13 protein-coding genes are annotated in these 21,987 nt (G+C 43.5%); 3 read left to right on the top strand and 10 right to left on the bottom strand.

Features of this window, described 5'->3' with window-relative positions:
- Positions 1-186: 186 nt before the first annotated feature.
- Complete coding sequence (locus BMX50_RS22610; protein ID WP_091214374.1) at positions 187-1,047, bottom strand: AraC family transcriptional regulator; 861 nt, start codon at positions 1,045-1,047, stop codon at positions 187-189.
- 108 nt (positions 1,048-1,155) lie between these two features.
- Here BMX50_RS22610 and BMX50_RS22605 point away from each other — a divergent pair, with 108 nt between their 5' ends.
- Genes BMX50_RS22605 through BMX50_RS22600 form a run of 3 tightly spaced genes read left to right on the top strand, consistent with a single transcriptional unit; the run spans position 1,156 to position 5,619 of the window.
- Positions 1,156-3,588: an alpha-L-arabinofuranosidase C-terminal domain-containing protein gene (locus BMX50_RS22605; RefSeq protein WP_091214370.1), complete on the top strand. Its 2,433-nt coding sequence runs from the start codon at positions 1,156-1,158 to the stop codon at positions 3,586-3,588.
- Positions 3,589-3,595: 7 nt separating this feature from the next.
- Positions 3,596-3,817 (top strand): hypothetical protein, encoded by a 222-nt coding sequence (locus BMX50_RS34765; protein WP_208864771.1) that lies wholly within the window; start codon positions 3,596-3,598, stop codon positions 3,815-3,817.
- Positions 3,814-5,619, top strand: a complete 1,806-nt coding sequence (locus tag BMX50_RS22600; protein WP_208864779.1) for a glycoside hydrolase family 127 protein — start codon at positions 3,814-3,816, stop codon at positions 5,617-5,619. Before BMX50_RS34765 ends, BMX50_RS22600 begins: the two co-directional genes overlap by 4 nt.
- 45 nt (positions 5,620-5,664) lie before the next feature.
- Here BMX50_RS22600 and BMX50_RS22595 read toward each other — a convergent pair whose 3' ends face one another.
- From BMX50_RS22595 to BMX50_RS22555, 9 genes are all read right to left on the bottom strand, one after another.
- Complete coding sequence (locus BMX50_RS22595; RefSeq protein ID WP_091214366.1) at positions 5,665-6,720, bottom strand: hypothetical protein; 1,056 nt, start codon at positions 6,718-6,720, stop codon at positions 5,665-5,667.
- Between the two features lie 133 nt (positions 6,721-6,853).
- The gene (locus BMX50_RS22590; protein ID WP_091214362.1) at positions 6,854-10,975 is read right to left on the bottom strand and encodes a hybrid sensor histidine kinase/response regulator transcription factor; all 4,122 of its coding nucleotides are present in this window, start codon (positions 10,973-10,975) and stop codon (positions 6,854-6,856) included.
- Positions 10,976-11,177: 202 nt separating this feature from the next.
- On the bottom strand, positions 11,178-12,071 hold the full coding sequence (locus BMX50_RS22585) for an AraC family transcriptional regulator (RefSeq protein WP_244281079.1): 894 nt from the start codon (positions 12,069-12,071) through the stop codon (positions 11,178-11,180).
- Positions 12,055-13,734, bottom strand: coding sequence for a DUF5060 domain-containing protein (locus tag BMX50_RS22580; RefSeq protein ID WP_091214353.1), 1,680 nt, complete (start codon positions 13,732-13,734; stop codon positions 12,055-12,057). Before BMX50_RS22580 ends, BMX50_RS22585 begins: the two co-directional genes overlap by 17 nt.
- Before the next feature lie 13 nt (positions 13,735-13,747).
- Positions 13,748-14,800, bottom strand: a complete 1,053-nt coding sequence (locus BMX50_RS22575) for a glycoside hydrolase family 26 protein (protein ID WP_091214818.1) — start codon at positions 14,798-14,800, stop codon at positions 13,748-13,750.
- Positions 14,801-15,063: 263 nt separating this feature from the next.
- A complete protein-coding gene (locus tag BMX50_RS22570; protein ID WP_091214349.1) occupies positions 15,064-15,984 on the bottom strand; it encodes a hypothetical protein in 921 nt (306 codons plus the stop codon).
- Between the two features lie 16 nt (positions 15,985-16,000).
- Positions 16,001-17,509, bottom strand: coding sequence for a RagB/SusD family nutrient uptake outer membrane protein (locus BMX50_RS22565; RefSeq protein ID WP_091214344.1), 1,509 nt, complete (start codon positions 17,507-17,509; stop codon positions 16,001-16,003).
- Positions 17,510-17,528: 19 nt separating this feature from the next.
- Positions 17,529-20,555 (bottom strand): SusC/RagA family TonB-linked outer membrane protein, encoded by a 3,027-nt coding sequence (locus BMX50_RS22560; protein ID WP_091214340.1) that lies wholly within the window; start codon positions 20,553-20,555, stop codon positions 17,529-17,531.
- 443 nt (positions 20,556-20,998) lie between these two features.
- A complete protein-coding gene (locus BMX50_RS22555; protein ID WP_091214337.1) occupies positions 20,999-21,508 on the bottom strand; it encodes a glycosyl-4,4'-diaponeurosporenoate acyltransferase CrtO family protein in 510 nt (169 codons plus the stop codon).
- Positions 21,509-21,987 lie beyond the last annotated feature (479 nt).

Genomic DNA, 21,987 nt, shown 5'->3' with positions numbered 1-21,987 from the left:
TACATACTAAAAGATAAATTAATTTCAGGTTATAACGGTGCCAATATACAATTAATTTATATCGAAAATAAATTAATTGTATTTAAAACACTAATAAATATTAAATTAATTCCCTCCTTCATTTTTAAATAAAATATAGCATATGCTAAGTTTCTGTTAAATAATATCCCCTAATAACAGGGTACTTTAAGAATACCCACGGATATTATTTTTCTGGTAAGACAACGGGGGCACTCCTGTTTGCTTTTTAAAGCGGCGGTTAAAATAAGAGATGTTGTTAAAACCGCTCTCAAAACAAACCTGCAAAACGCTAAGCTCTTTCTGCTGCAGCAAGCTACAGGCGTAGCCAATACGCAGATCGTTCACAAATTCGGATAGTGTTTTGCGGGTATGCTGCTTAAAATACCGGCAAAACGCCGGAACCGTAAGGTTAGCCATAGCAGCAATATCCTCAAGCTCAATATCGCTCCTGAAGTTATCCAGCAGGTAATGGTAAATAACATTCATCCGGGCGGTATCTTTCTGTGCACTTGCAGTTATTTGCTTTTGTACCGATAGCACTTCGTATTCTGTTGACCTGGCAAGCAAACCCAGTACACTAATCAGGCCCGCAACAGCTTCGGCTTCGTCAACATTTACCATGGCCTTTATTTTTTGTTCGGCAAGGTCACGTACCGGCCCGGTAAAGGTTAACCCATGCCCCGCCCTTTGCAATAAATCTTTTATTGCGGCAAATTGCGGTTTTTCAAAAAAGCCGGCGCCAAGGCAGTTTTCATCAAACTGAATAACAACCTGGTGTACTTCCCTATCGGCAGGCATATGCTTATTATAAAAGGTATGAGGTAAATTTGGCCCAAAAAGGCACAGATCACCGGGGAAGAAATCTGCAATATGATCGCCAACATAACGGGTACCCCTGCTTTTCATCACCAATATAATTTCATACTCCGTATGGGTATGCAATGGAAAATCGTTGTAAGGAAAAGTTTCCTCTTTAACTACGAAAAGCCTGTCGCCCGGCAATATTTTCTCCTGAAAAAACTTCATATATCAATATGGTGTTACAATTCGGTAATGCAGTATAAGATAATTGCCCCACTATCCTACATTTTTGCACTGCATTACCAACAAACATAACAATTATTCACATCCTGCATGCTTTTGAAAACCTCAACCGCAAGGCTTTATCTCTTCGCTTTGCTTGCCTTACCCCTTGTTACCTTCGCTCAACAGGCCCAAATAACAGTCGACGCTTCACGGGTGCTTAACCGCGTACCTTCTAATCTTTACGGGGCATGTATCGAAGATGTTAACCACGAAATCTACGGCGGCCTTTACGATCAGCGCATTTTTGGAGAAAGCTTTGAGGAACCTGCCGCACCACCGGTTATTTCTGGCTGGAAAAGCTATGACGGTTATTGGCAACCGGGTGAAAATAGTATAAGCGTAAATGCCGGCGAGGGGTTTAAACTAATAAAACAGCAGTCGCCTGGCACCTCATACACCGCAGAAGTTTTGATAAAATTTGGCCTGCGGAATGACAATGCAGGCATAGTGGTTAACGTGAACAACGCAAATAAAAGCGCTGATAATTTTGACGGCTACGAAATCAGTCTCGATCCGAATAAAAGGGTGCTGGTATTCGGCAAGCATCATAACAACTGGACTCCAATAAGTGAAACAAAACTTTCCATCGATTTTAAAAGCTGGATAAAGCTTAAGGTAGAAAATGACGGCAATGTATTTAAGGTTTATCTAAACGATGAAAAACCGGCAGTTGCCACTTTAACAGATGATAAAGATATTTTGCCTGCAGGAAGTTTTGGACTCAGAACATACAATGCAGATGTAACCTATAAAAATCTAACTATCACAACTAAAGGAAAAACTACTACCGAAAATTTTCACGCAGAACCAACACTAAAAGTAAGTGGTGCGTGGGATGCTGTAAACGTTGGCGGTGCAGGTTCATTTTCGTTAGATACCAGCGATAGCTATAATGGCAAACAATCACAAATAATTACACACAACGGCTCTAAAGGCGTAGCCGGCATCGCCAATAAGAGCTTATACCGCTGGGGAATTGCGTTGCATAAAGGGAATATTTACGCCGGCTCCTTATTTATGAAAGCCGAAGGTTTCAAAGGCGGAGTAACCCTATCACTACAAAGTGCCGATGGCAAAAAGGTTTACGGAACGCAGGTAATTACAAATATAACATCGGGTTGGATGTCATACCCTTTTGCAATAAAATCATTGCAAAGCGATACAAAAGCCCGATTTGTTATCAGCATAAATAATAAAGGGAAGCTTTGGGTAGACCACGTAACACTCATGTGCAAACAGGAGCAGTTTAAGAGCCTGCCATTGCGCGCCGATATCGGAACAGCTATGCAACAAGAAGGGCTTAACTTTTTACGATACGGAGGTACCATGGTTAACGCTCCCGGCTATCGCTTTAAAAAGATGATAGGGACACGGAATAAGCGGCCACCTTATACCGGGCACTGGTATCCTTATTCAACTAACGGTTTCGGCATTGAAGAGTTTCTGCAATTTTGCGAGGCAGCAGGTTTTGAGCCGGCATTTGCCATCAACATTGAGGAAACACCACAAGACATGGCCGATATGGTGGAATACCTGAAAGGCGATGCATCTACCCAATGGGGCAAACAACGTGCTGCCAATGGCCACCCGGCTCCATACAAAATAAAATATATTGAGATTGGTAACGAAGAGGTGATCTTTAACGGCGATATAAAATCGGAGTATGAGCACTATGCCAAACGTTTTAATCTCCTGCAAAGCGCCATGCACGCAAAAGATACTACCTTAAAATTTATCTGTTCGGCATGGTGGCGTTCCGAGTCACCGAACATGGCGTTAGTTTTTAAGGCGATAGATGGCAAAGCCAATTATTGGGACCTGCACACAGACGCTGACAATCCCGATGCTGGAATTAAGGTTGATAGCTCGCTAACCCGGATGAAGGCGATCTTTACCGCATGGAACCCCAATACCCACCTCAAATGCACCATCTTTGAAGAAAATGGTGGCCGCCATGACATATCAAGGGCACTTGGCCATGCCAGTACATTAAATGCTGTACGCCGGCACGGCGATTTTGTGCTTACCTCATGCGCAGCAAATGCACTGCAACCTTTAGGACAAAATGACAATGGCTGGGACCAGGGACAGGTGTTTTTCACCCCATCCCAGGTTTGGGGCATGCCCCCTTTTTATGCACAGCAAATGGCATCTGCCAATCACCTGCCTTTAAACATCGCAAGTACAACCACCGGGCAAATTGATGTTAGCGCTACACTTAGTGAAGATAGGAAACAATTAGTGCTGCATGTTGTAAATCCGGCTGCAAAACCGGTAACAGCCGATATTAAATTAAGTGGCTTTGAAAAACGTAATAAAGAGGCTTCAATAATGCAGCTTACGGGAGATTTAAAAGAGGTAAATACCCCGGCGCAACCAACGCTGATCAGTCCAAAATCAACCCATATATCCTGGCCCGGCGATGTAATTAATTATACTTTACCCGCTGCCTCTTATACTATAATACGCTTTAACCGATAAACACCAAATGAAACTGAAAACAACCCTGCAATCTTTGTTAACAAGCGCTATAGCTGTTGCAACATTCAGTACAACTGCCACTGCACAACAGCTTACACCTGTAGATATACAACACGTTACGATAAAAGATGCCTTTTGGTCGCCAAAGCTGAATACTATTCATATCGTTACTGTTTACGATGTGCTGAATAAACTGGAGGGAAATTATGAGCCGACCGTGAAGACCTGATAAAGGAAAAAGAAAAGACAGGCCGCACACGTAATGCGTTCCTTAATTTCGACCGGGTTGCGCAAGGCAAGAAAAATACCGGCGAAAGTGACGGCCCGCCATGGTACGATGGTTTGGTTTATGAAAGTATTCGTGGTGCTGCCGATCTGTTGGTTGCGTATCCCGACGGAGCATTAGAAGCAAAGCTTGATGCTTACATTGACCGCATTGCTGCCGCACAAGCTGCTGATCCGGAGGGATACATCAATACCTATACCACACTGAACCGCCCCACACAACGCTGGGGAACAAACGGAGGCGATGACCGCTGGCAGCACGATTTGTACAATGCAGGGATGTTGACAGAGGCAGGGATACATTATTACAATGCAACGGGCAAAACCAAACTTTTAGATGTAGCGGTTAAAATGGCCGACTATATGTGCAAAGTAATGGGCGATGCGCCAAAACTCAACCTCATCCCCGGCCATGCAGGCCCTGAGGAGGCTTTTTTCAAGCTTTACCTTCTTTTTAAGGCGCAACCAGCGCTTGCCAACAAGATAAGCGCCCCGGTAACCCCTGATGCTTACCTCCATATAGCAAAATACTGGATCGAGCATCGGGGTATACCTGCCGACCCGGATGGTTTGCGCAAAAGACAGGTATACGGCAGTTATAACCAGGACGACCAATCGGTATTTACGCAGCAAACCATTGAGGGCCATGCCGTGCGCGCAACCCTGTTAGGCACAGCTATAGCAGCTATTGGAGCTTATGATAACGATCCTCGATATATCCAAACCGCTAACCGGTATTGGGATAACATGATTGGCAAACGCACTTTCATTACAGGCGGGCAGGGTGCTATTGCCGATGATGAAAAATTTGGCAAGGATTATTACCTGCCGCAGTCGGCATATCTTGAAACCTGCGCATCTATCAGTGCGGCCTTTTTTAGTCAGCGCATGAACGAGCTGCAGGCCGATGGTAAATACATGGACGAGTTTGAACGCGCACTTTACAACAATATCCTTTCGGGTATCTCTCTTGATGGTGCGCATTATAATTATGAAAACCCGCTAATAGCAACTGACCACCCGCGTTGGGTATGGCATAGCTGCCCTTGCTGCCCGCCTATGATATTGAAAATGCTTGGAGCGTTACCGGGTTTCATTTACGCTACAGATAAACAAAAAGGCGTTTATGTAAACTTATTTATAGGCGGTAGCGCCAATATAGGTAATGGCCCGAACAGAGTGACCATCAGCCAGTATACCAGCTACCCATGGAATGGCAAAGTACAGATCAATGTTAACCCGGCTAAGGCCGACAATTTCGCCATGCATATACGCATCCCTGGCTGGGCTACGGGTAAGGAAAACCCATTCGGTTTGTATAATTCCAAATCTGATGGGCAAATAACACTTACAGTGAACAACCAGGCATATCCTATGCATATTGAAAAAGGCTATGCAGTTATAACACGTAAATGGCAGGCAGGTGATAAAATCAGCCTGAACCTACCTGTGCAGCCGCGCATTGTTACCCCGAACGCCCAGGTTGCCGAATTAAATAATAAATTAGCCATTGCCGCCGGCCCCATAATTTATGCTTTTGAAGCGAATAACAATCCACCGCTTTCTGAAAGCAGCATTACCGAAAATGCAGTATTTCAATCAGAACAAAAAAACCGGGCAAATGGCTACAATAAGATAAAAATCACCTCGCCAAGTACTAAACAGCCGCTTATTGCAATTCCGTTTTACTCGGTAGGTAACGATGGCAAAGCGAGTTACCAGGTATGGATGGATAGATCGCATTAAATAATTAGAAAATAGCCGACCTGAGATCCGGCGGTTGGAAGGTGTTTACTCTGCGTTATTTAATGCCTCGTGAACACTTTCCATCGAATACTCATCTAATTTAATGTACTTTTTTAATGGCTCAAAAACGGGGGCAGGGTATTTAGTTATAGCTATTAAAAGATCAGCAGCCAAAGTTTTATACCTGAACTCGTCCTTTGTTTTAATTGTTCTGTTAAAAAATGCTAAAGTTTGCGGAGCTTTGGGATAGCGGGCCAGTGCCGCATAGAGTAATCGCCATTTTTGATAATCATAAGACTTCTCATTCCACTCACGTTCAAAAATTTCTGCTAACATTGGATAAAAACTGCTATCAGGGTTTGACGCTGCTGAACGAATCGCATAGTCTTCGGCTTCGATATTATCAAATGCTTTTACAATAACGCTAATATCATTTGCTTTCTTATACCGAGATAAAGTCCATATCGCTACTGGCGTCTTTTCATTTACAGCAATTTCTCTGACGCGGGTATAGTATTGTGGCTGCGGTTTCAAATGAAAGAGCAGATCATATTTGACGGACAAAGTTATACGTTTATCAAACAGCAAAATACTATCTATAGTTGATTTTTGCTTTGGTGAAAGCTTATAGCCGGTGTATGTTGAATCATATCGAGTAACGGAATTCAGAAAACAAACACCAGTTTGTTCCCGGGAAATTACACAGCCAATAAAAGATGACACCATCGCTGTATCCTGTAAATGAGCTAAAAGAATGGTAAAGGCCGCAGTATCTTTTCTGGCGGTTAAAGCATCATATGCGTAACACCTAACCACAGCGCTTTTATGACGAGTAAGAGCCCTCAGTTCAGGCAACGTCGCCGTTTTGCTTAATTTTTCATAGCGAATCCATTGTATGGTTCTTATACCTGCATAACCGACTGCCGAGCTATCTAACCTGTTAAACTTTGCTACACTATCAACTATGTCTTGAATTGCCGGCCTAATCGGTACCGATTCTGTCTTTTCAACCGGCTTAGTTTCATTACAGCCTGCAAACAATAGTGACAGTGCAAATAAAAACACAAAAGCTGTTTTCAAATTAAATAATAGAAATTTCATGAATGGGTTTAGTGTTAGCAAACGGTAAACCAACAAGTCTAACCTCATACAAATCAGCATTCAAAAGGTTAAGCTTAAACTGTCGGTGTTCGTTGTCCCAACTAAACGCTTTATATCTCAATATATTTTCCACTTAATTTAAATCTGGCAACCTGTGCTTTGCACGATAGGCATTGGGAGAGCAATTGTAAACCCGCTTAAACTCCCTGAAAAAATAGGTTTTGTTGTTGAACCCTGTCCGGTAAAATATCTCTGATACCGTGAGATCGGAAGTTGTGAGCAGAACGGCACTTTTTTGCAGCCGTACATGCCTGATCAGCTCTGTAGGGCTCATATTGGAGAGCGTTTTTATTTTCCTGTACAGCTGAATCTTACTCAGGTTTAATGCGTTTTCCAAAAAGGCGCCGTCAAGCTCCTCCAACAAATTATCTTCTATTATACCTACAACCTTCTCTATAAAATACTTGTCGCTGTCCTTAATGTCATTAATATCCAACTGGTCGGCCAGCTTGCTGTTGTTAAAAAATAGGTGCAGTTTTTCCCTGTATTCGAGCAGTTTTTGAACCCTTACCAGCAAATGTTCCGTTTGGAAAGGTTTAGGAATATAAGCATCGGCCCCCAGTTCGTAGCCTTCTGTCTGTTGCTCAACGGTTCCCCTTGCCGATAGGATCACAAATGGAATATGGCAGGATTCGGGCGTGCTTTTAATTACACCGCAAAGCTGCAGACCATCAAAATCGGGCATCATGATATCGCTGATGATCAGGTCGGGCGTAATACGTTTGATCACTTCCAATGCTTCCTTGCCGGTTGCAGCTTCATATACAATATACTGCTCCTGCAAAATATCTTTAAGCAGGTAACGGATACGCTGCTCATCCTCAACCACCAGGATCATTTTTTTATCTTCCTGCTCAAAGCTTTTAACAAGTGCCTTTTTATTATTCTCGGCTACAGTAACCTGCCTGTCCTTAGCCTGTGCAGGAGTTATCGACTGGAATATATATGACGGCTTTTCAACCTTCTCCCCTATCTCGGTTACCAGTTCGTGCTTGCCGGGTATAAAGCTTAACTGCAAGTGTACCTTAAAGGCTATCCAGCCGTTATTGCATTGCGCTTCAATAGTACCATTGAGCAATGACACCAATTGCCGGGTAAAGGCAAGCCCTACCCCCGAGCTGATCTTGCTTTGCTGGCTTCCATCAGCCACAAAAAACCTGTCGAAAAGGCGCTGCATTTCATCCGCGGTTAATGTACAGCCAGAGTTGGCTACCACGAACTCCAATTGATCTGATCCGGCAAGCCTGTTTACAGAAAATATTACTGACTGCCCATCGGTACTGTGCTTAAACGCATTGGACAGCAGGTTGAAAATAATTTTTTCAAGCTTGTCCTTATCAATCCATAAACTAATGTCGGGTTCGATGTAACATGAAAAATCAAGCCTTTTAGGTTCAGAAAGCGGCTCAAATAATTTGGCAATATTCTTAAGTAACCCGGAAACATTCAGGTATGAAAAATGATTTTTTAAAAAGCCTGATTCAGCCTTGCGAAACTCCAGCAATTGCAACACCAGGTAATGTAACCGCGATGCTTCCTGTTTTACTACTGATAAAAAATAGTTATCCTGCATCGGTTCATCCTGTTTATTTTTATACAGGTACCTTTCAAGCGATCCTAAAATAAGTGTTAGCGGCGTTTGCAGTTCATGGGCTATATTGGTAAAAAAATCGAGCTGCTCCTGGTGCAATTTTTCATCTTTTTGATGCAGCATATGTTCCATATGGAGTTGCTGCCTCATCATGAATTTATTTTTACGGTACCTGAAATACAGATAGCCGGAACCCGCCAGTACAAGCGCATACAACAGATAAGCCCATGTAGTAAGCCAAAAGTATTGCTTTACAGTAATACTGAATGCAGGGATACCCTCCGTCCAGATGCCTTCACCGTTTGTCCATTTAATTAATAACCTGTAGTTCCCCGCTGCTATATTATTGTAAATGATCTTTTCATTATTTCCCATGTAATGCCATTCCTTGTCGCTGTTCTCCAAAAAATAAGCATACTGGCATTTTTGCGGGTGCAGGTATGTTATGGGCTGAATATTGAGTTCAAAATAGTTATCCTGGGGAGCCAGCTCGTAATGCTGGTTTACAGCGGAACCATTTTTGGTAAGCACATTGAGCCCGCGTTCGGTTGCAAACTTGCCTGCAAACTGTAACTCAGACAGTAACAGGTGCGGCTGTTCATTATTAATAACAATGCCTCCCGGCGAAAAATAATTAAACCCGTAAATCCCTCCAAAAAACAACATCCCGGCAGGATCTTTCCAAACAGCGTTATCGCTAAACTCATCGCTCTGCAACCCGTCCGACTCTTTAAACTGTACAATCTTTAAACTTTGCGGATTGATCCGGGCCAGTCCTTTGTTGGTACTAATCCAGATATTACCAGCATTGTCTTCGTTAATAGCATGAACGGTGTTATTAGGAAGCCCATCGTCAATATACAATTTGTTAAATACCGGTTTTGATTGCTTTGCTGCAAGCTCTTCATCAACCCAGTTTAAACCAAAGCTGGTACCTATCCACAGCTTTTTATGGCTATCCATGTAAAGCGAAAGCACATCATTGTTCGACAGGCTTTTATCGTAAGAGAATGCTTTTATGGTCTTAAATTTTCTGAGCTTTTTATCAAACATGCTCAAGCCTCCATAACGGCATCCTATCCAGATCCGGTCGTTACTACCTTCGGCAAGACTATAAATTACGTAACTGCCGGGACCAGCATTGGTGCCATCATAGATAAACTTTTCAAGATAACTTAAAGAAACATGGCCCCCCTTGTCAATTTCCAGCTTGAGGTGAACTAAGCCACCCTCGTTTAACCCCAACCATGCCGATCCGTCCTGATCATGCAGTACACAATGCACTGAGCCGAATGAAGGATATTTTTGACTGCCTCCTATTTCTTCCCATTTGATAAATCTTTTTAACCGTTGATCATACAGCGTGATGCCCGGCGCGTCAGAACCGATGTAAACCATACCGGTTTTATCTTTGGTAATTGAATACACGCAATTATCCAAAAGATCGACATTGGTATGAAAGGATTTAATTGTAGAAAAAGACACATCGCTTTTGCCAAAGTTTTTGATGGTGACAATACCATTACCTTTAGTACCCACCCACAATTCATTATCAACCGCACAAAAAGCACGTACCGGGATGTGAAACGACTGACCGTTACTCTGCTTCTGGATAATGCCAAAATAGTTTTCCTTCGGCGTTACCTTTAAAATTCCGTTGCCATCGGTACCTATCCACAATAAATTGGCACCGGCATCCTGTAATGAAGTAATCCGGATATTTTGCAGTACCGGTATTTCGGCAGATAAAAAAGAAGATGGTTTGAAATCCGGATCATACTCGCCAATACCCTTTGATGCCCAGGCAAAAACGTAATGTTGCCGGTAATAACTCATAGAACGCACCTCGTGAGGCAGCTTCATTATTTTTTGAGCAGTGAGGTTATCCTCAACCCTAAACAAGTCGCCGGTTTTGGACGAATAAAATACCTTCCCGTTAACAAAAAATACGTTATCGATATTATTGACTGATGGAAATGCAACCTGCTTTACAAAACCAGCGGCTGTTTTATTAAAAACCTCAAGAATACCATCGTCCTTCAGAAGCCACAGGTTGTTGTGCGTATCAAAAAAGATCTTTATCAGCAAAAAGTTATGTAACCCTTTAATATCAACTTTGCTGAACTTATCCAGCTGCTGATTGTACAGGTCTATCTCATTACCATTGCGACGGGCGGTGTACACGAAACCATTGTTATCAACCGCAATGGTATATCCGTTTGATACCACCTTTTTGCGATTGTAAAAGTAATTGCTGAAATCGCCGGTGCTTTTGTTGAATTTGGAGATGCCTTCAACAGTACCTATCCAAATATTGCGGCTGTTATCGCCGGTTACCTGATAGATGATATTGCTGGCTATTGAATTTTTACCGGGCCTTGTACGCTCGTAATTAAATACATGGATATTTTTACCATCGTAAAAGTTAAGTCCATCCCAGGTACCAAACCAAATGAGCTGTTCGCTGTCCTGGTAAATAGTGTTAATACAACTATTGGAGAGACCGCTGCTATTATCAATCTGCTGATACAAATATTGCGCATTGCCGCTTAGAGCAAATAAAACACAATACCAAAACACTAAAAAAAAGTAAAGTTTCTTCATGCGCAAACACCTTTCAATTCAACCTGCTTAAAAGAAAAACATATTATGAAGTCGCTGAGTATGATAATGGCGACTATTATAACTGGTAAAACAAACTTAACTATTACCCATGCTTTAGAGTAATACTATTTTAACATTAACGCGTGGCATGTAAAAAATACCGGCCACTTTTTTGTTACATCAGCAGCATAAAAACTGCTATTCAATAAACCACAACCCTATTCCCGTTATACTTATCCCTGAACTGCTTAGGGGTACATTTTTTCTTTAATTTAAAAACCCGGTTAAAATTTGCCAGGTTACTGAAACCGCAACGATAGGCTATTTCCCCAACCGAATAGTTATTTTCGATCAGCAATCTTGATACATGCCCAAGCCTGATCTGGGTGAGGCAATCCTTAAATGTTAACCCGGTACGCCTTTTCAATATCCTGCTAAAAAGTTTGCCAGGCACTTTAACAGTCTGGGCTGTTTCATTTAGGCTGATTGCCTGCTGATAATTGGCGTTCATGAACGAAAAAACCCGTTCAACAAAATCATCTTCCTGAATTTTTTCTTTAAGTAGATTTATTTCGACAGTATTCTGATCGAGCAGGCATTGATACGGAGACAAAGAAAGTTCATGAAGAATTTTCAGCAAGGCGATTACCGAGTCAAATCCGCTTTTACCGGACAGTGCAGAAATCATAGGGGCGAGTTTATTAACCGTCTCCGCGCCGAAAACTATGCCCTTTGCCGAAACGTTGAACATAGTTTTTAACATTTGCATCTGTTCCCGGTCAAACATTCCGCCGCTTAAAATATCGTGCTGAAACTGTATGGTTATCTCCCGGATGTTTTCGCCTCTGCAATTGTGGTTTAGCCAGCCATGCTCCAGGTTTGGCCCAAGCAATACCAACTCGATATTAGTAATTTCTGCCGAATGATTGCCAACAACGCGTTTGGCACCGCCAGCGTTTAAGATCAGATTAAGTTCCATTTCATGGTGCCGGTGCACCGGAAAGTCGAACCGCTTTTTATTCCTATCGAAAAGCAGGAAACAATCGCCCGGGGTAAGCGGGGTTATTTCCCTGAAAACTTCATTTGCTTTCATCATTTACGATTAAGATCCGAGCTTCTTTTGATTGCAATCCCAAAGTGCTGATCGTTATGTTTTTGCCTGATGACCTGCCGCCGCTCTCTGGTTTATACACCCCTGTTTCGGGCGAAAATGACCGGATCGAGAACTTATTAATTGTCGCCAGGATAACCACCTGTGTTGAAATTACCTGATCTGTATTATTGAGCAGGTAAATGAAATATTTATTACCGCATTTCATCCCGTATGCTTCTGCCTTGCCGGCAGTAACCCGGATTTGTATAAATGAACCGTTACCTGCATTAAGCATGGCATCACTTATCTCCCGTACACCTTTGAAAAAATAGGCCATTTTCTCATCATCAAACAACTCCCACCACCAGCTCATAGGGAGTAAAGGTGTCTCGCTGAATAAACCGTACCACAGGCCGCGTTTGAAATCAAAATCTGCCTCTTTTGCGTATTTAGGATCAGCATCCTCCCAACGGTATCCGAACTCGCCAACTACATAGGGCTTACCATAGGTTTGAATATAATCAGGGTAGATTGCCGGGATTTTTTCCGTATGCTTATAGATGTGTTTCTGGTTAAAATCAAGATAAGCTAAGGAATTAAGTCCCTGGATATCCCGGTGCGAAATACTGGTTGTAACCATATGATGATAAGGGTCAACATCTTTCAGGTATCCGCTCATATCATCATGCCATTGCGTAATGTATTGATGAGGGATCAAAATACTGTCCTCCTTGTTGAATGCCGCATTATCAACCTCGTTAAAAAACTCGAACGCGGCGATACTGGTGCTATATCCCCAGCGCGCAATCACATATCGGAGCTTATTCTTATACTTTTCCTTAGCTTTTTGAAGACTAAAGAACTCTGTTGGAGTTTTTGCGGGGCCACCGTTTATAGTGTTATAAGGACTGTTTTTCCAGCCGCCTGCTTCCATCAAATGACCATGCCAATCCAGCGTGAGCATAAAGTACAGGCCTAAAGAATCGGTCATCTGTACCAGTTCATCCATGCGTTTAAGGGCACCTGGATTAAAGTACTCATTGGTACTGCGGTAACGTTTGGTTGAAGAAACCTTTTTCCACTCCAGCGGCAAGTTCCAGTAGCACATCCAGGTACGGAAAAAGTTAGCCCCGTTTTTTGAAAGCGTAGGTAACAAATGATCATAGGTCCATTTGTCGTTTTCAAACTTTCGTGATTCCCAGGCTACGTTTTCGCCTATTCCCCTAAACAACCTGCCATTGTCAAATTTAAAAGTCCAGGTATTATTTTTATGCAGGAACCCGGGCTTCGCGGATGCCTGCACATTGAAATGCCCTTCATTTGATTTTGATTCGCCAGCCTTACTTCTGAGGTTAAAATGGTAACTGTATTCACCTGTTTCCTGCGCGGCGAAGCGGGCTTTCCAATTTGACAGCGTACTGTCTCCTTTTTCAAAATAGCATGGCAGCACAACCGGCCTTCCCGACGGACTAACCATTTCCAGATCAACACTAATATCCTGCTGATCGTAAGGGTTTACAAAAGGAGCAGATAAGCTAATATCCCACTCCGTTTTTTCAAACTCAATAACCTTCGCATTCAGCAAATGATACTGTATTTGCTGCGCCTGGGCGGCGCAAGCAAAAAGCAACAGCAAGGGGGTTAATATTTTATAATGTAGTTTCATTTATAACATGGGCTTATTTCCAGCCTGGCATTTTATCAAGGGTGATCACATTGGGCGCAGTATGCAGATTTTTGATATCCGCATCGCTGTTGTTGCTAAATTCCAGTTCGCTCCAGCCCATAAAAAATGTCCATTTAGGCTGGGCAGTCAATTGGGCCGCGGTAGGCAATTTCTGGCATTCGCCAATAGCAATGGGTTTCCCCGCTGCTACGGTTACCATAGTGTTGTATTTAGCCTGGGTGTAGCCGCTGCCATCATAAACATCAAGCGCGGCAACATCATAATAATCGGCACCGGGATTGTAAGCGTTTACATCATCGTTAAGGCTGCCAAAATCCTGAACATCCCAAACCCATATCAGGTTGGTGAGCCCTTTGGTTTTTACCATATAGTCATGCAGCATCTGGTAAAGTTTGCGGGTGCCGGTTGGGCCAGGCCTGCCTGCCCACCAAAAGCTGCCCTGGTTCATTTCATGCATTGGCCGCCAAAGCACTTCCACGTTTTTATCTTTTAGTTGTTGCAGGTAAAAGCATACTTCATCAACCAAAGCCTTCCATTTATTGTTCATAGCCGAGCCATCGGTGGTGAGTTCTGTCCATTGGTCGTTAGTGAGTTTACTGAGTACACCATTGGCATCAAAGCCACAGGGCTCGGCAAGGGCCGGGTTGCAGGAGTGCCACATGATGTTGACCAGCGCTCCTTTGTTCCATTGATCAATAGCCTCGTTGATCATGGTTTGCCTGTCGTTGATATTATCCTGCTGAAACAGGAAATCACCGCTCCACAGGCCGGGATACTTGCCGGTTACGGAATAAACTTTCTCTGTCCATACAGCGGGGGTAGCATTTGGCTCGCGGTTATGGATCCCGGCTACGGTTTTGGTACCCGATATTTTATACAAATAGTTTAGGGATTTGTATGGGGTGGTGGGGATCGTAACCACGGGCGTATCAACCGGAGGTTTTGTTCCGCCACCATCGCCGCCGGGGCCGGCATCAGATTTTTTTCCGCCGCAGGCAAAGAAAACGGCTGTAGCAGCTGTGATCAGGATTAAAGATATTTGCATTTTTTTCATAAGGGTTCATATTCAACGTCACATTTCAATAGTTACCGCCTGGCTTCGGTCCACAAGTATTAGAAAGACAAAAATTATGTCATTGCGAGGAGGAACGACGAAGCAATCGCATACTATACAGAGCGAATATCCTTCCGTGCGATTGCCGCGCTACGCCCGCAATGACATGTTTTTATTTATTTGCTCATCGACTTTCATCTTTCCGACACTTGCCATCCGGAGCCAGGCGGCGTGTTTTTAGTTTCCCGGGCGACTTACTGCTTCTTCACATCAATCCAGAAAACCCTCGGGCGTTTCACAAACTTGTCGTAATCCGAATAAATATTATTCCAGTCGTCAACGCCGTTCAGTGTGAACTTGAATGCATTATCGGTAATAGTTTTGCTTAAGCCATTACCCAGGCTGGTTGTACCTGCACTTTCAAATGTTCCGGTTGATGTAGAACCATCGGCAAAAGTGAATGTGATGGTATTGTCCGAATAATTATGCAGCCAGGTGCCCTCACCTTTCGGGATTTTGCGGTAAAAACTGTTTACATCGGTAACTGGGTTTTGTATATATTGAAAATTGGCGTATTTGCCATCGGCACCGGCATCGTTCACTATTTTGCCGTAGGTATTACCATCGGCAGTTACACCAGTATAGGTGAGGGTAAGCGAGTTATCCAGCTCTGCCGAAGGACCATCAGTGGCGGGCCAATCCCATGGTTTATCATCAAGCTTTAAAACCGCACCGCCGCCATACTCAGGACCTGTACCGCCGTAAACAACTAAACCGTTAATTTTAAATGTACCCAGTAACACTTCTGAAAAAGGTTGCAGAATTACTTTCCATTCCTTTTTCTCACCGGTTTCGGAGGTTACGGTATAAGTGGCAGTGTTGCCGCTGCCCGAAAAATCAACCTGCGCGCCAGATGCGGGCTGCAGGTTTGATTTGTATGATGAGATCACCGTTGGTTTTACCTTGCTGAAATCATTACTTGGTTGTACCAGTACGCGCACGGTCACAGTTGATGCATCCCGATCTATAACCGCAGGGCCTATTTGTACCAGCCCTGCCCCTACGCTGAATGATTCAATTGCCCGTTCATGGCTTTTGATGCCATCCATCGGGTCTTTTTGGCAGGATGTTGCAAAGAACACCGCCAGTAAAATGATATATGTTAGTTTTTTCATTTTCAGTTTTATTTGATCACTTACCTAAATTGGGGTTCTTGTTTACCTCGGCCTGCGGAATTGGGAAGTAGTACGGATCGCCGGTGATGGTTTTACCATAGGTATCCTTCAACACCGATTCCATTTTATGACTGCGGCGAAGATCAAACAGGCGGTTTCCCTCAAAACAAAGCTCCCATTTGCGCTCCTGGATCACCGCATCCCTGAATTGTGCAACCGACAAGCCCGGCGGCAGGTTACCCAAACCGGCCCTGGTACGGATCCGGTTTACAGCAGCATACCCCTCAGCAGTTGGGCCGCATGCTTCTGCATAGATCAACAACACATCCGAAAAGCGGATAATAGGCGTATTGGCACTGGTTTGCTGCCCGGTTTGCCAGCCAGAGTCATTAAACTTATTGCTGAACGGACGGTAATATGAATCGGTAATGCTGAGGTTTTGGGTTGGGCCTTTGTTGCCGCCTGCATCGCCCACATCATAAATTGTGGAGATGATCAGCTGGCTTTTGCGTTTATCATTGGCATCAAAGCTGTCGTAAATACCGCTTTCGGTCAGGAATTCATTAAAGCCACCGGGTACATAGGTGCCGTTAGGTAAACGGAAGTTGAGGTTTGGCATAAAAAACAGTGGTAGCTTAGAATACTGGCCTTCATCGGCCCCGCTCCTGTCAACCGAGGCGTCAAACAAATGCTCGGGGCCAAGCTTTTTGTTTACATCGTAAATAGCCATCAGATCAGGATCAAGGCTGTAAACCGATTGCCCTGTAACAACTTTTGCGGCCCAGGTTTTGGCGTTGTTGTACATATCATCGGCATTGCTTACAAAATCATACCCCGGTGAACTGCTTGCTTTGGCCGATGCAAGCGTAAGATAAACCTTGGCTAAAATGCCCTCTGCACCTACCTGGTTTACGCGGCCAAGCCTTACAGTCTGATCCATCATACCAGCAGCTTTTGTTAAGTCGGCAATGATGAGATCATAAATATCCTTCATGCTTGATTTCGGCAGGTTGGTTTGACTAATGTCATCAACCGGATCGGTATGTAAAGGCACAGCGCCAAACAAACGTACCAGGTTAAAGTAATGCAGGGCCCGAAGTGTATAAGCTTCGCCCAGGATCTCATTTTTGGCGGCATCCGTCATGCCGGTAATAGCAGGCACATATTTGATAACCAGGTTGGCACGGTTTATCCCTACATAGGGAAACTGGTAGGCAGGTGCCAGTACGCCGTTGGTTGGCGTAACAGTCAATTGGTCAAGCAGCATTTCGTCGGCGCTTTTACCGCTGGCCGCAGCAACATCCTCAGTAGGCAGCTCTGTTAGTACGATAAAATTACGCGAATAATAACCCAGATCGGGCAGGATGGAATAAGCGTAAATAAGTGCCGAATTTGCATCCGACTCGGTTTTGTAAAAGTTGGTGGTAGATAAAAACCCGTATGGTTTTTCTTCCAGCTGCTTTTTGCACGACAACGCCATGGTTGTTGCTGCTAAAGCTATGATGGTGTATTTAAATTTGTTCATGTTGGTGATGGGTGTTTAATTAAAAACTAACATTTAACCCCAGCGAATACTGGCGCGGCTTGCGGTAATTACCACCAAACTGTCCGTTTTCGCCAACTTCGGGATCAAAGCTTGGGCTGAAATTGGTAAACGTGTACAGGTTGGTACCCGAGAAATAAACCCGCAGATTAGTGATCCCCTTAATTAAATTGGGTTTAAGCGTGTAACCCAGGTTTACGTTTTGCAGGCGCAGGTAAGTTCCTTTTTGTACATACCAGTTTGAAGCATAGTACACACGTGTTGCGTTTACACTTGGATAAAGGTTGGTGTGGTTATCAGGCGTCCAGGCTTGCAGCTGCGCACTTGGTGTAAAGGTTTGAAAGTTGAATATGTCATTACCGCTTACGCCGTAAAACTGCGCATACAAATCAAACTGACCATATTTTAACGAGGTATTAAAGCCATAATAAAACTTAGGGTTAGGGTTGCCGATAATGTACTCGCCCTGCCCTACCGCAATTGGCCCGCCGGCTAAGTATTTGATATCACCAACTGTTGCTGCCGTACCATCAACCGGGTTAGTGCCGCCTGCTGTTTGTACAATGCCATCAAACTTATAACCCAGGAAAACATTGGCGGGTTGCCCGTTAATGTAGTAGTTTAATGGTGCACGAATGGCTTCAATATCCTGTCCGTTTGCTTCTATCTGGTTGCCGCCGCCAATGGCAATTACTTTATTCCTATTCAGCGCAAAGTTGCCGCCTACGCTCCACGAAAATTTATTCCCCTGAAAGATCTGCGCATTGGCAGCTAACTCCACACCGCGGTTATCAATGGTACCATCATTCACTTCTATCACCGAAAAACCTGACGACAACGCAACCTGGTTTTGGCGAAGCAGATCGGTAGTATGCTTATAGTAATAATCGGCAGTTAAGGTAAAGCGCTGGTTAAACAAGCCTAAATCTAAACCGATATCCAATTGGCGGGTAGTTTCCCATTTCAAACTTTTGTTTTGCAGGCCGTTAAATACTTTACTGTTGGTGTTTGACCCATCGTTATAGTACGGCGGGCCATAACCTGTTTGAAAACCTCCATCGGTAAAATACTTGTAGCTGCCCAGCGTAGCCAGCGACTGGTACGGGCTGATACCCTGGTTACCGGTTAAACCGTAGCTGGCGCGGATCTTTAACTCTGAGATCTGGCTGATATTTTTGATAAAGGCCTCTTCATTAGCCCTCCAGGCTATAGCTCCCGAAGGAAAGAACGCCCATTTATGGTTTTCACCAAATACCGATGAGCCATCGGCCCTGCCGGTGAAGGTGAACAGGTACCTATCCAAAAAAGTATAGTTTGCCCTGCCTATAAATGATTGCAAAGCTGTTTTGGTAAGCCCGTTGCTGATAAACTGCGTAGTGGCCGATTTCAGGTTTTCGTTTTCCAGTACATCGTTCACAAAACCGTGGCCCTGCAAATCAGATGTACGTACGGTATTGGTTTCCTGCGTATAACCGGCTACAACGTTAATGTGATGCTGCTTACCGATGTTCCTGTCATAAGTTAAATAGTTTTCGTTGATGAGGTGATCGCCGTTGTAGTTGTTGATATCACCATAACCTTGAAACAGGTAACCGGTTGAGGTGGCATCTCTTGGCTGGTAATTATCATTAACAGCGTTGCCATGAGTATAGCTTAATTGTGTTTTTAAATTAAGCCCTTTAATGATTTCCCAGTTAATGTAGGCTGTACCTAACAGATCGATGGTTTTGCTTTTGTTGAGCACCTCGTTGGCTATTTGCAACGGGTTACCAAAATCATTACTACCGATGTGAAAATAGGTACCGTCCGGATTAAACGCAGGAAAAACAATACTCCTGTCTACAGATAAGCCCTGACCGTAGTTTTGGGTTGAAGTAACAATAAGGTTAGTACCCAGCGTAACGGTAGGTTTAAGCTTTTGCTCCAGGTTTACACGGCCGGTGTATTTTTTGTACCCGTTCTGGATAGCCAGGCCCTGCTCGTTGTAGTAATTACCGGATATCGAGTACCTTGTTTTATCGTTCCCGCCATCGGCCGAAAGGGTATAATTTTGCGATACCGGGTTGCGGTAAACCAGTTTGGCCCAATCAGTATTATATGCCCATTTGGGTTTATTGGGATCAATGCCTCTAAGCTCGGCCAATGAAGGGTAATACGTACCGCCATAAACCTGGCCTATAAACAGCGGGGCAATACCGGCGTTAATGCGGGCTTGGTTATCAATAGTAGCGGCGTCAACAGGGTCATGAAAAACATCAAGTTTGTTGCCAAGGGTTGATACGGTGGTAAGTGTACTTAGGGTGATATGTGCCTGCCCTGTTTTACCTCTTTTGGTAGTAACCAGGATAACACCGTTAGCTCCCCTTGAGCCATAGATAGCTGCCGAAGAAGCATCCTTCAATACATCAATTGATTCGATATCATCCGGGTTAATTTGTTTCAGGTTACCGGCGTCGCCCAAAGGTAAACCATCAACTACAACCAACGGGTTAGCATCGGCCCTTGAACCCAGTCCCCGGATACGGATGGTTGAGCCCGATCCCGGCTGCCCCGATGTAGTCAACACCTGTAAACCCGGTACCTTGCCCTGCAATAATGCGTCAACTGAGGCTGCAGGAGTTTTGATAAGATCACTGCCTTTTAATGATCCTACCGAACCGGTAACATCGCGCTTTTTAGCTGTACCGTAACCAACAACCACAACCTCATTCAGGTCGCGGCGGGCGTTAAGCAGGCTTACATTGATCTTACTTTTTCCAGCTTCAACTTTCACCTCCTGGGTTTGCATCCCCAGAAATTTAAAAACCAGGATATTTCCGTTGCCCGATATACTGATCTTAAAGCTACCCTTTGCATCGGTAGCGGTTTGCGCCGTGCTGCCTTTAACAGCAACTGAAACACCGGGCAGGGTAAAACCCTCCTGATCGGTGACTACACCTGTAACCTCTCTTTGTTGTGCCATGGCCGTAAAGGCGCAAAGCAAAACCATGAGTATACAGGCAAATTTTGCGTAAATAATTTTCCTCATAAAATTTCAATTGGTTTATGAGGCAATGTTAGTTTACGGCGATTTTTAAGCGATACAGTATTGTTTCATAGTAGTACACTAATGGTTTAATGACGAAATAAAGCCTGATTTAATGAGCGCTAAAAGCAGAATGCATAAAGCTGAAAGCCTTTTTTCCTCTGCAGAGATGTTTTCGGGAGGCGTTCAACAAAATCAAAAATCTTCCGGAGCTATGTCATTATATTAAGAAAATCCCCCAGAGGGGGAACAGGTTTGTAGCATATAATATACCGAGAATAACCGTGCCAGAGGTACGGAACACCGGAGTTGTGTACCTCTGGCACACTAAAAATCCAATCCATTTTTATTTCTACAAACCTTTTGCACCTCTGGTGCAGCCTCTAAAACTCTTAACTTAATGTCATTGCAAGCTGAGCCATCACCCGATCATTCTTTAAGCAGCCTTATACTGATTTTTGATTGGAGCACCTTAACACCCTAATCCGGTTAAATTGCTGTAGTAAGATGGGAAAGACATTGTAGACCACATTGCTTATCACAATTAATAATGCCAACAGATAATGCCCCTGTACAATCGCTATGCCGCTGGTGAGCAGGAAAAATATAAAGCAAATAAAATGAAACCGTTCATACATTATAATGGTGCCGAGATACCTTTGAGGGTCTACGCTTTTTAGCATGCCCCGGTAGGCGGGATTGTTCTTTCTTCCTATGCGGTTTGCGAAATCTCCATGCTGAACAAACTTACGAATAACCCTCACCCCTAAACGCTCATAAATTTTTGTATTATGGCTTAACTGGATCCTGTAGAAAAAACGTTGAGAGAGAAACGCCGGGATAATGCTTAAACCTATAAACAGGTAAAACCAAACAGATAAGCCGTTTGCAACCCAATAAAAAAGCACTGCTGCAAAGCCAAGTATCGTCCAGAAGAAATTAATAAACTGGTTCATTGTTTAATTAGCCCGTATACTAAGATCGTTATTCTAAACTTCAATTTAAACTGTAAGCTTTATAGACAGCTCTACTAATCATTTAAAATGCCCCCGGCCATTTAACTACATAACAAAGTCGTTACAAAAATTCGCTATTTTTCTCTCCCACCTCCAAAACCCTAAGGTTATATTTGTACTACCTGAATTAGAGAGCTTTAATACCCCTATGGACCCTACGTCTGCCAAAGCCTGTCATCGATGGGCTTTTGTATTTTTTATATTACAATTTATTTTTTTGTTAAGATCAATTTAACTTTGAGGCATAAGTTATTTTAATAGGGGTATTAAATAACTAATATTGCGGCCATGCTTCAACAGGAGCATGGCTTTTTTTATGAACTATCTCCTGAAGCCATACTAAGCTATAAACGCAGTATACCTACTTCATTTCCAGCAATCAAAAGAAAAAGCGTAAAAAAACAAAAGCCCCAAAGCGC

Origin of the sequence: Mucilaginibacter gossypiicola (assembly GCF_900110105.1) — a bacterium.
GTDB lineage: Bacteria > Bacteroidota > Bacteroidia > Sphingobacteriales > Sphingobacteriaceae > Mucilaginibacter > Mucilaginibacter gossypiicola.
Note: the sequence above shows the minus strand (reverse complement) of the source record. Positions and strands in the feature narration are given on the sequence as shown.

Excerpts from the sequence above, each read along its gene's own strand:
- BMX50_RS22610 (WP_091214374.1), bottom strand. The coding sequence starts at position 1,047 with ATGAAGTTTTTTCAGGAGAAAATATTGCCGGGCGACAGGCTTTTCGTA.
- BMX50_RS22605 (WP_091214370.1), top strand. The coding sequence starts at position 1,156 with ATGCTTTTGAAAACCTCAACCGCAAGGCTTTATCTCTTCGCTTTGCTT.
- BMX50_RS34765 (WP_208864771.1), top strand. The coding sequence starts at position 3,596 with ATGAAACTGAAAACAACCCTGCAATCTTTGTTAACAAGCGCTATAGCT.
- BMX50_RS22595 (WP_091214366.1), bottom strand. The coding sequence starts at position 6,720 with ATGAAATTTCTATTATTTAATTTGAAAACAGCTTTTGTGTTTTTATTT.
- BMX50_RS22590 (WP_091214362.1), bottom strand. The coding sequence starts at position 10,975 with ATGAAGAAACTTTACTTTTTTTTAGTGTTTTGGTATTGTGTTTTATTT.
- BMX50_RS22585 (WP_244281079.1), bottom strand. The coding sequence starts at position 12,071 with ATGATGAAAGCAAATGAAGTTTTCAGGGAAATAACCCCGCTTACCCCG.
- BMX50_RS22580 (WP_091214353.1), bottom strand. The coding sequence starts at position 13,734 with ATGAAACTACATTATAAAATATTAACCCCCTTGCTGTTGCTTTTTGCT.
- BMX50_RS22575 (WP_091214818.1), bottom strand. The coding sequence starts at position 14,800 with ATGCAAATATCTTTAATCCTGATCACAGCTGCTACAGCCGTTTTCTTT.
- BMX50_RS22570 (WP_091214349.1), bottom strand. The coding sequence starts at position 15,984 with ATGAAAAAACTAACATATATCATTTTACTGGCGGTGTTCTTTGCAACA.
- BMX50_RS22565 (WP_091214344.1), bottom strand. The coding sequence starts at position 17,509 with ATGAACAAATTTAAATACACCATCATAGCTTTAGCAGCAACAACCATG.
- BMX50_RS22560 (WP_091214340.1), bottom strand. The coding sequence starts at position 20,555 with ATGAGGAAAATTATTTACGCAAAATTTGCCTGTATACTCATGGTTTTG.
- BMX50_RS22555 (WP_091214337.1), bottom strand. The coding sequence starts at position 21,508 with ATGAACCAGTTTATTAATTTCTTCTGGACGATACTTGGCTTTGCAGCA.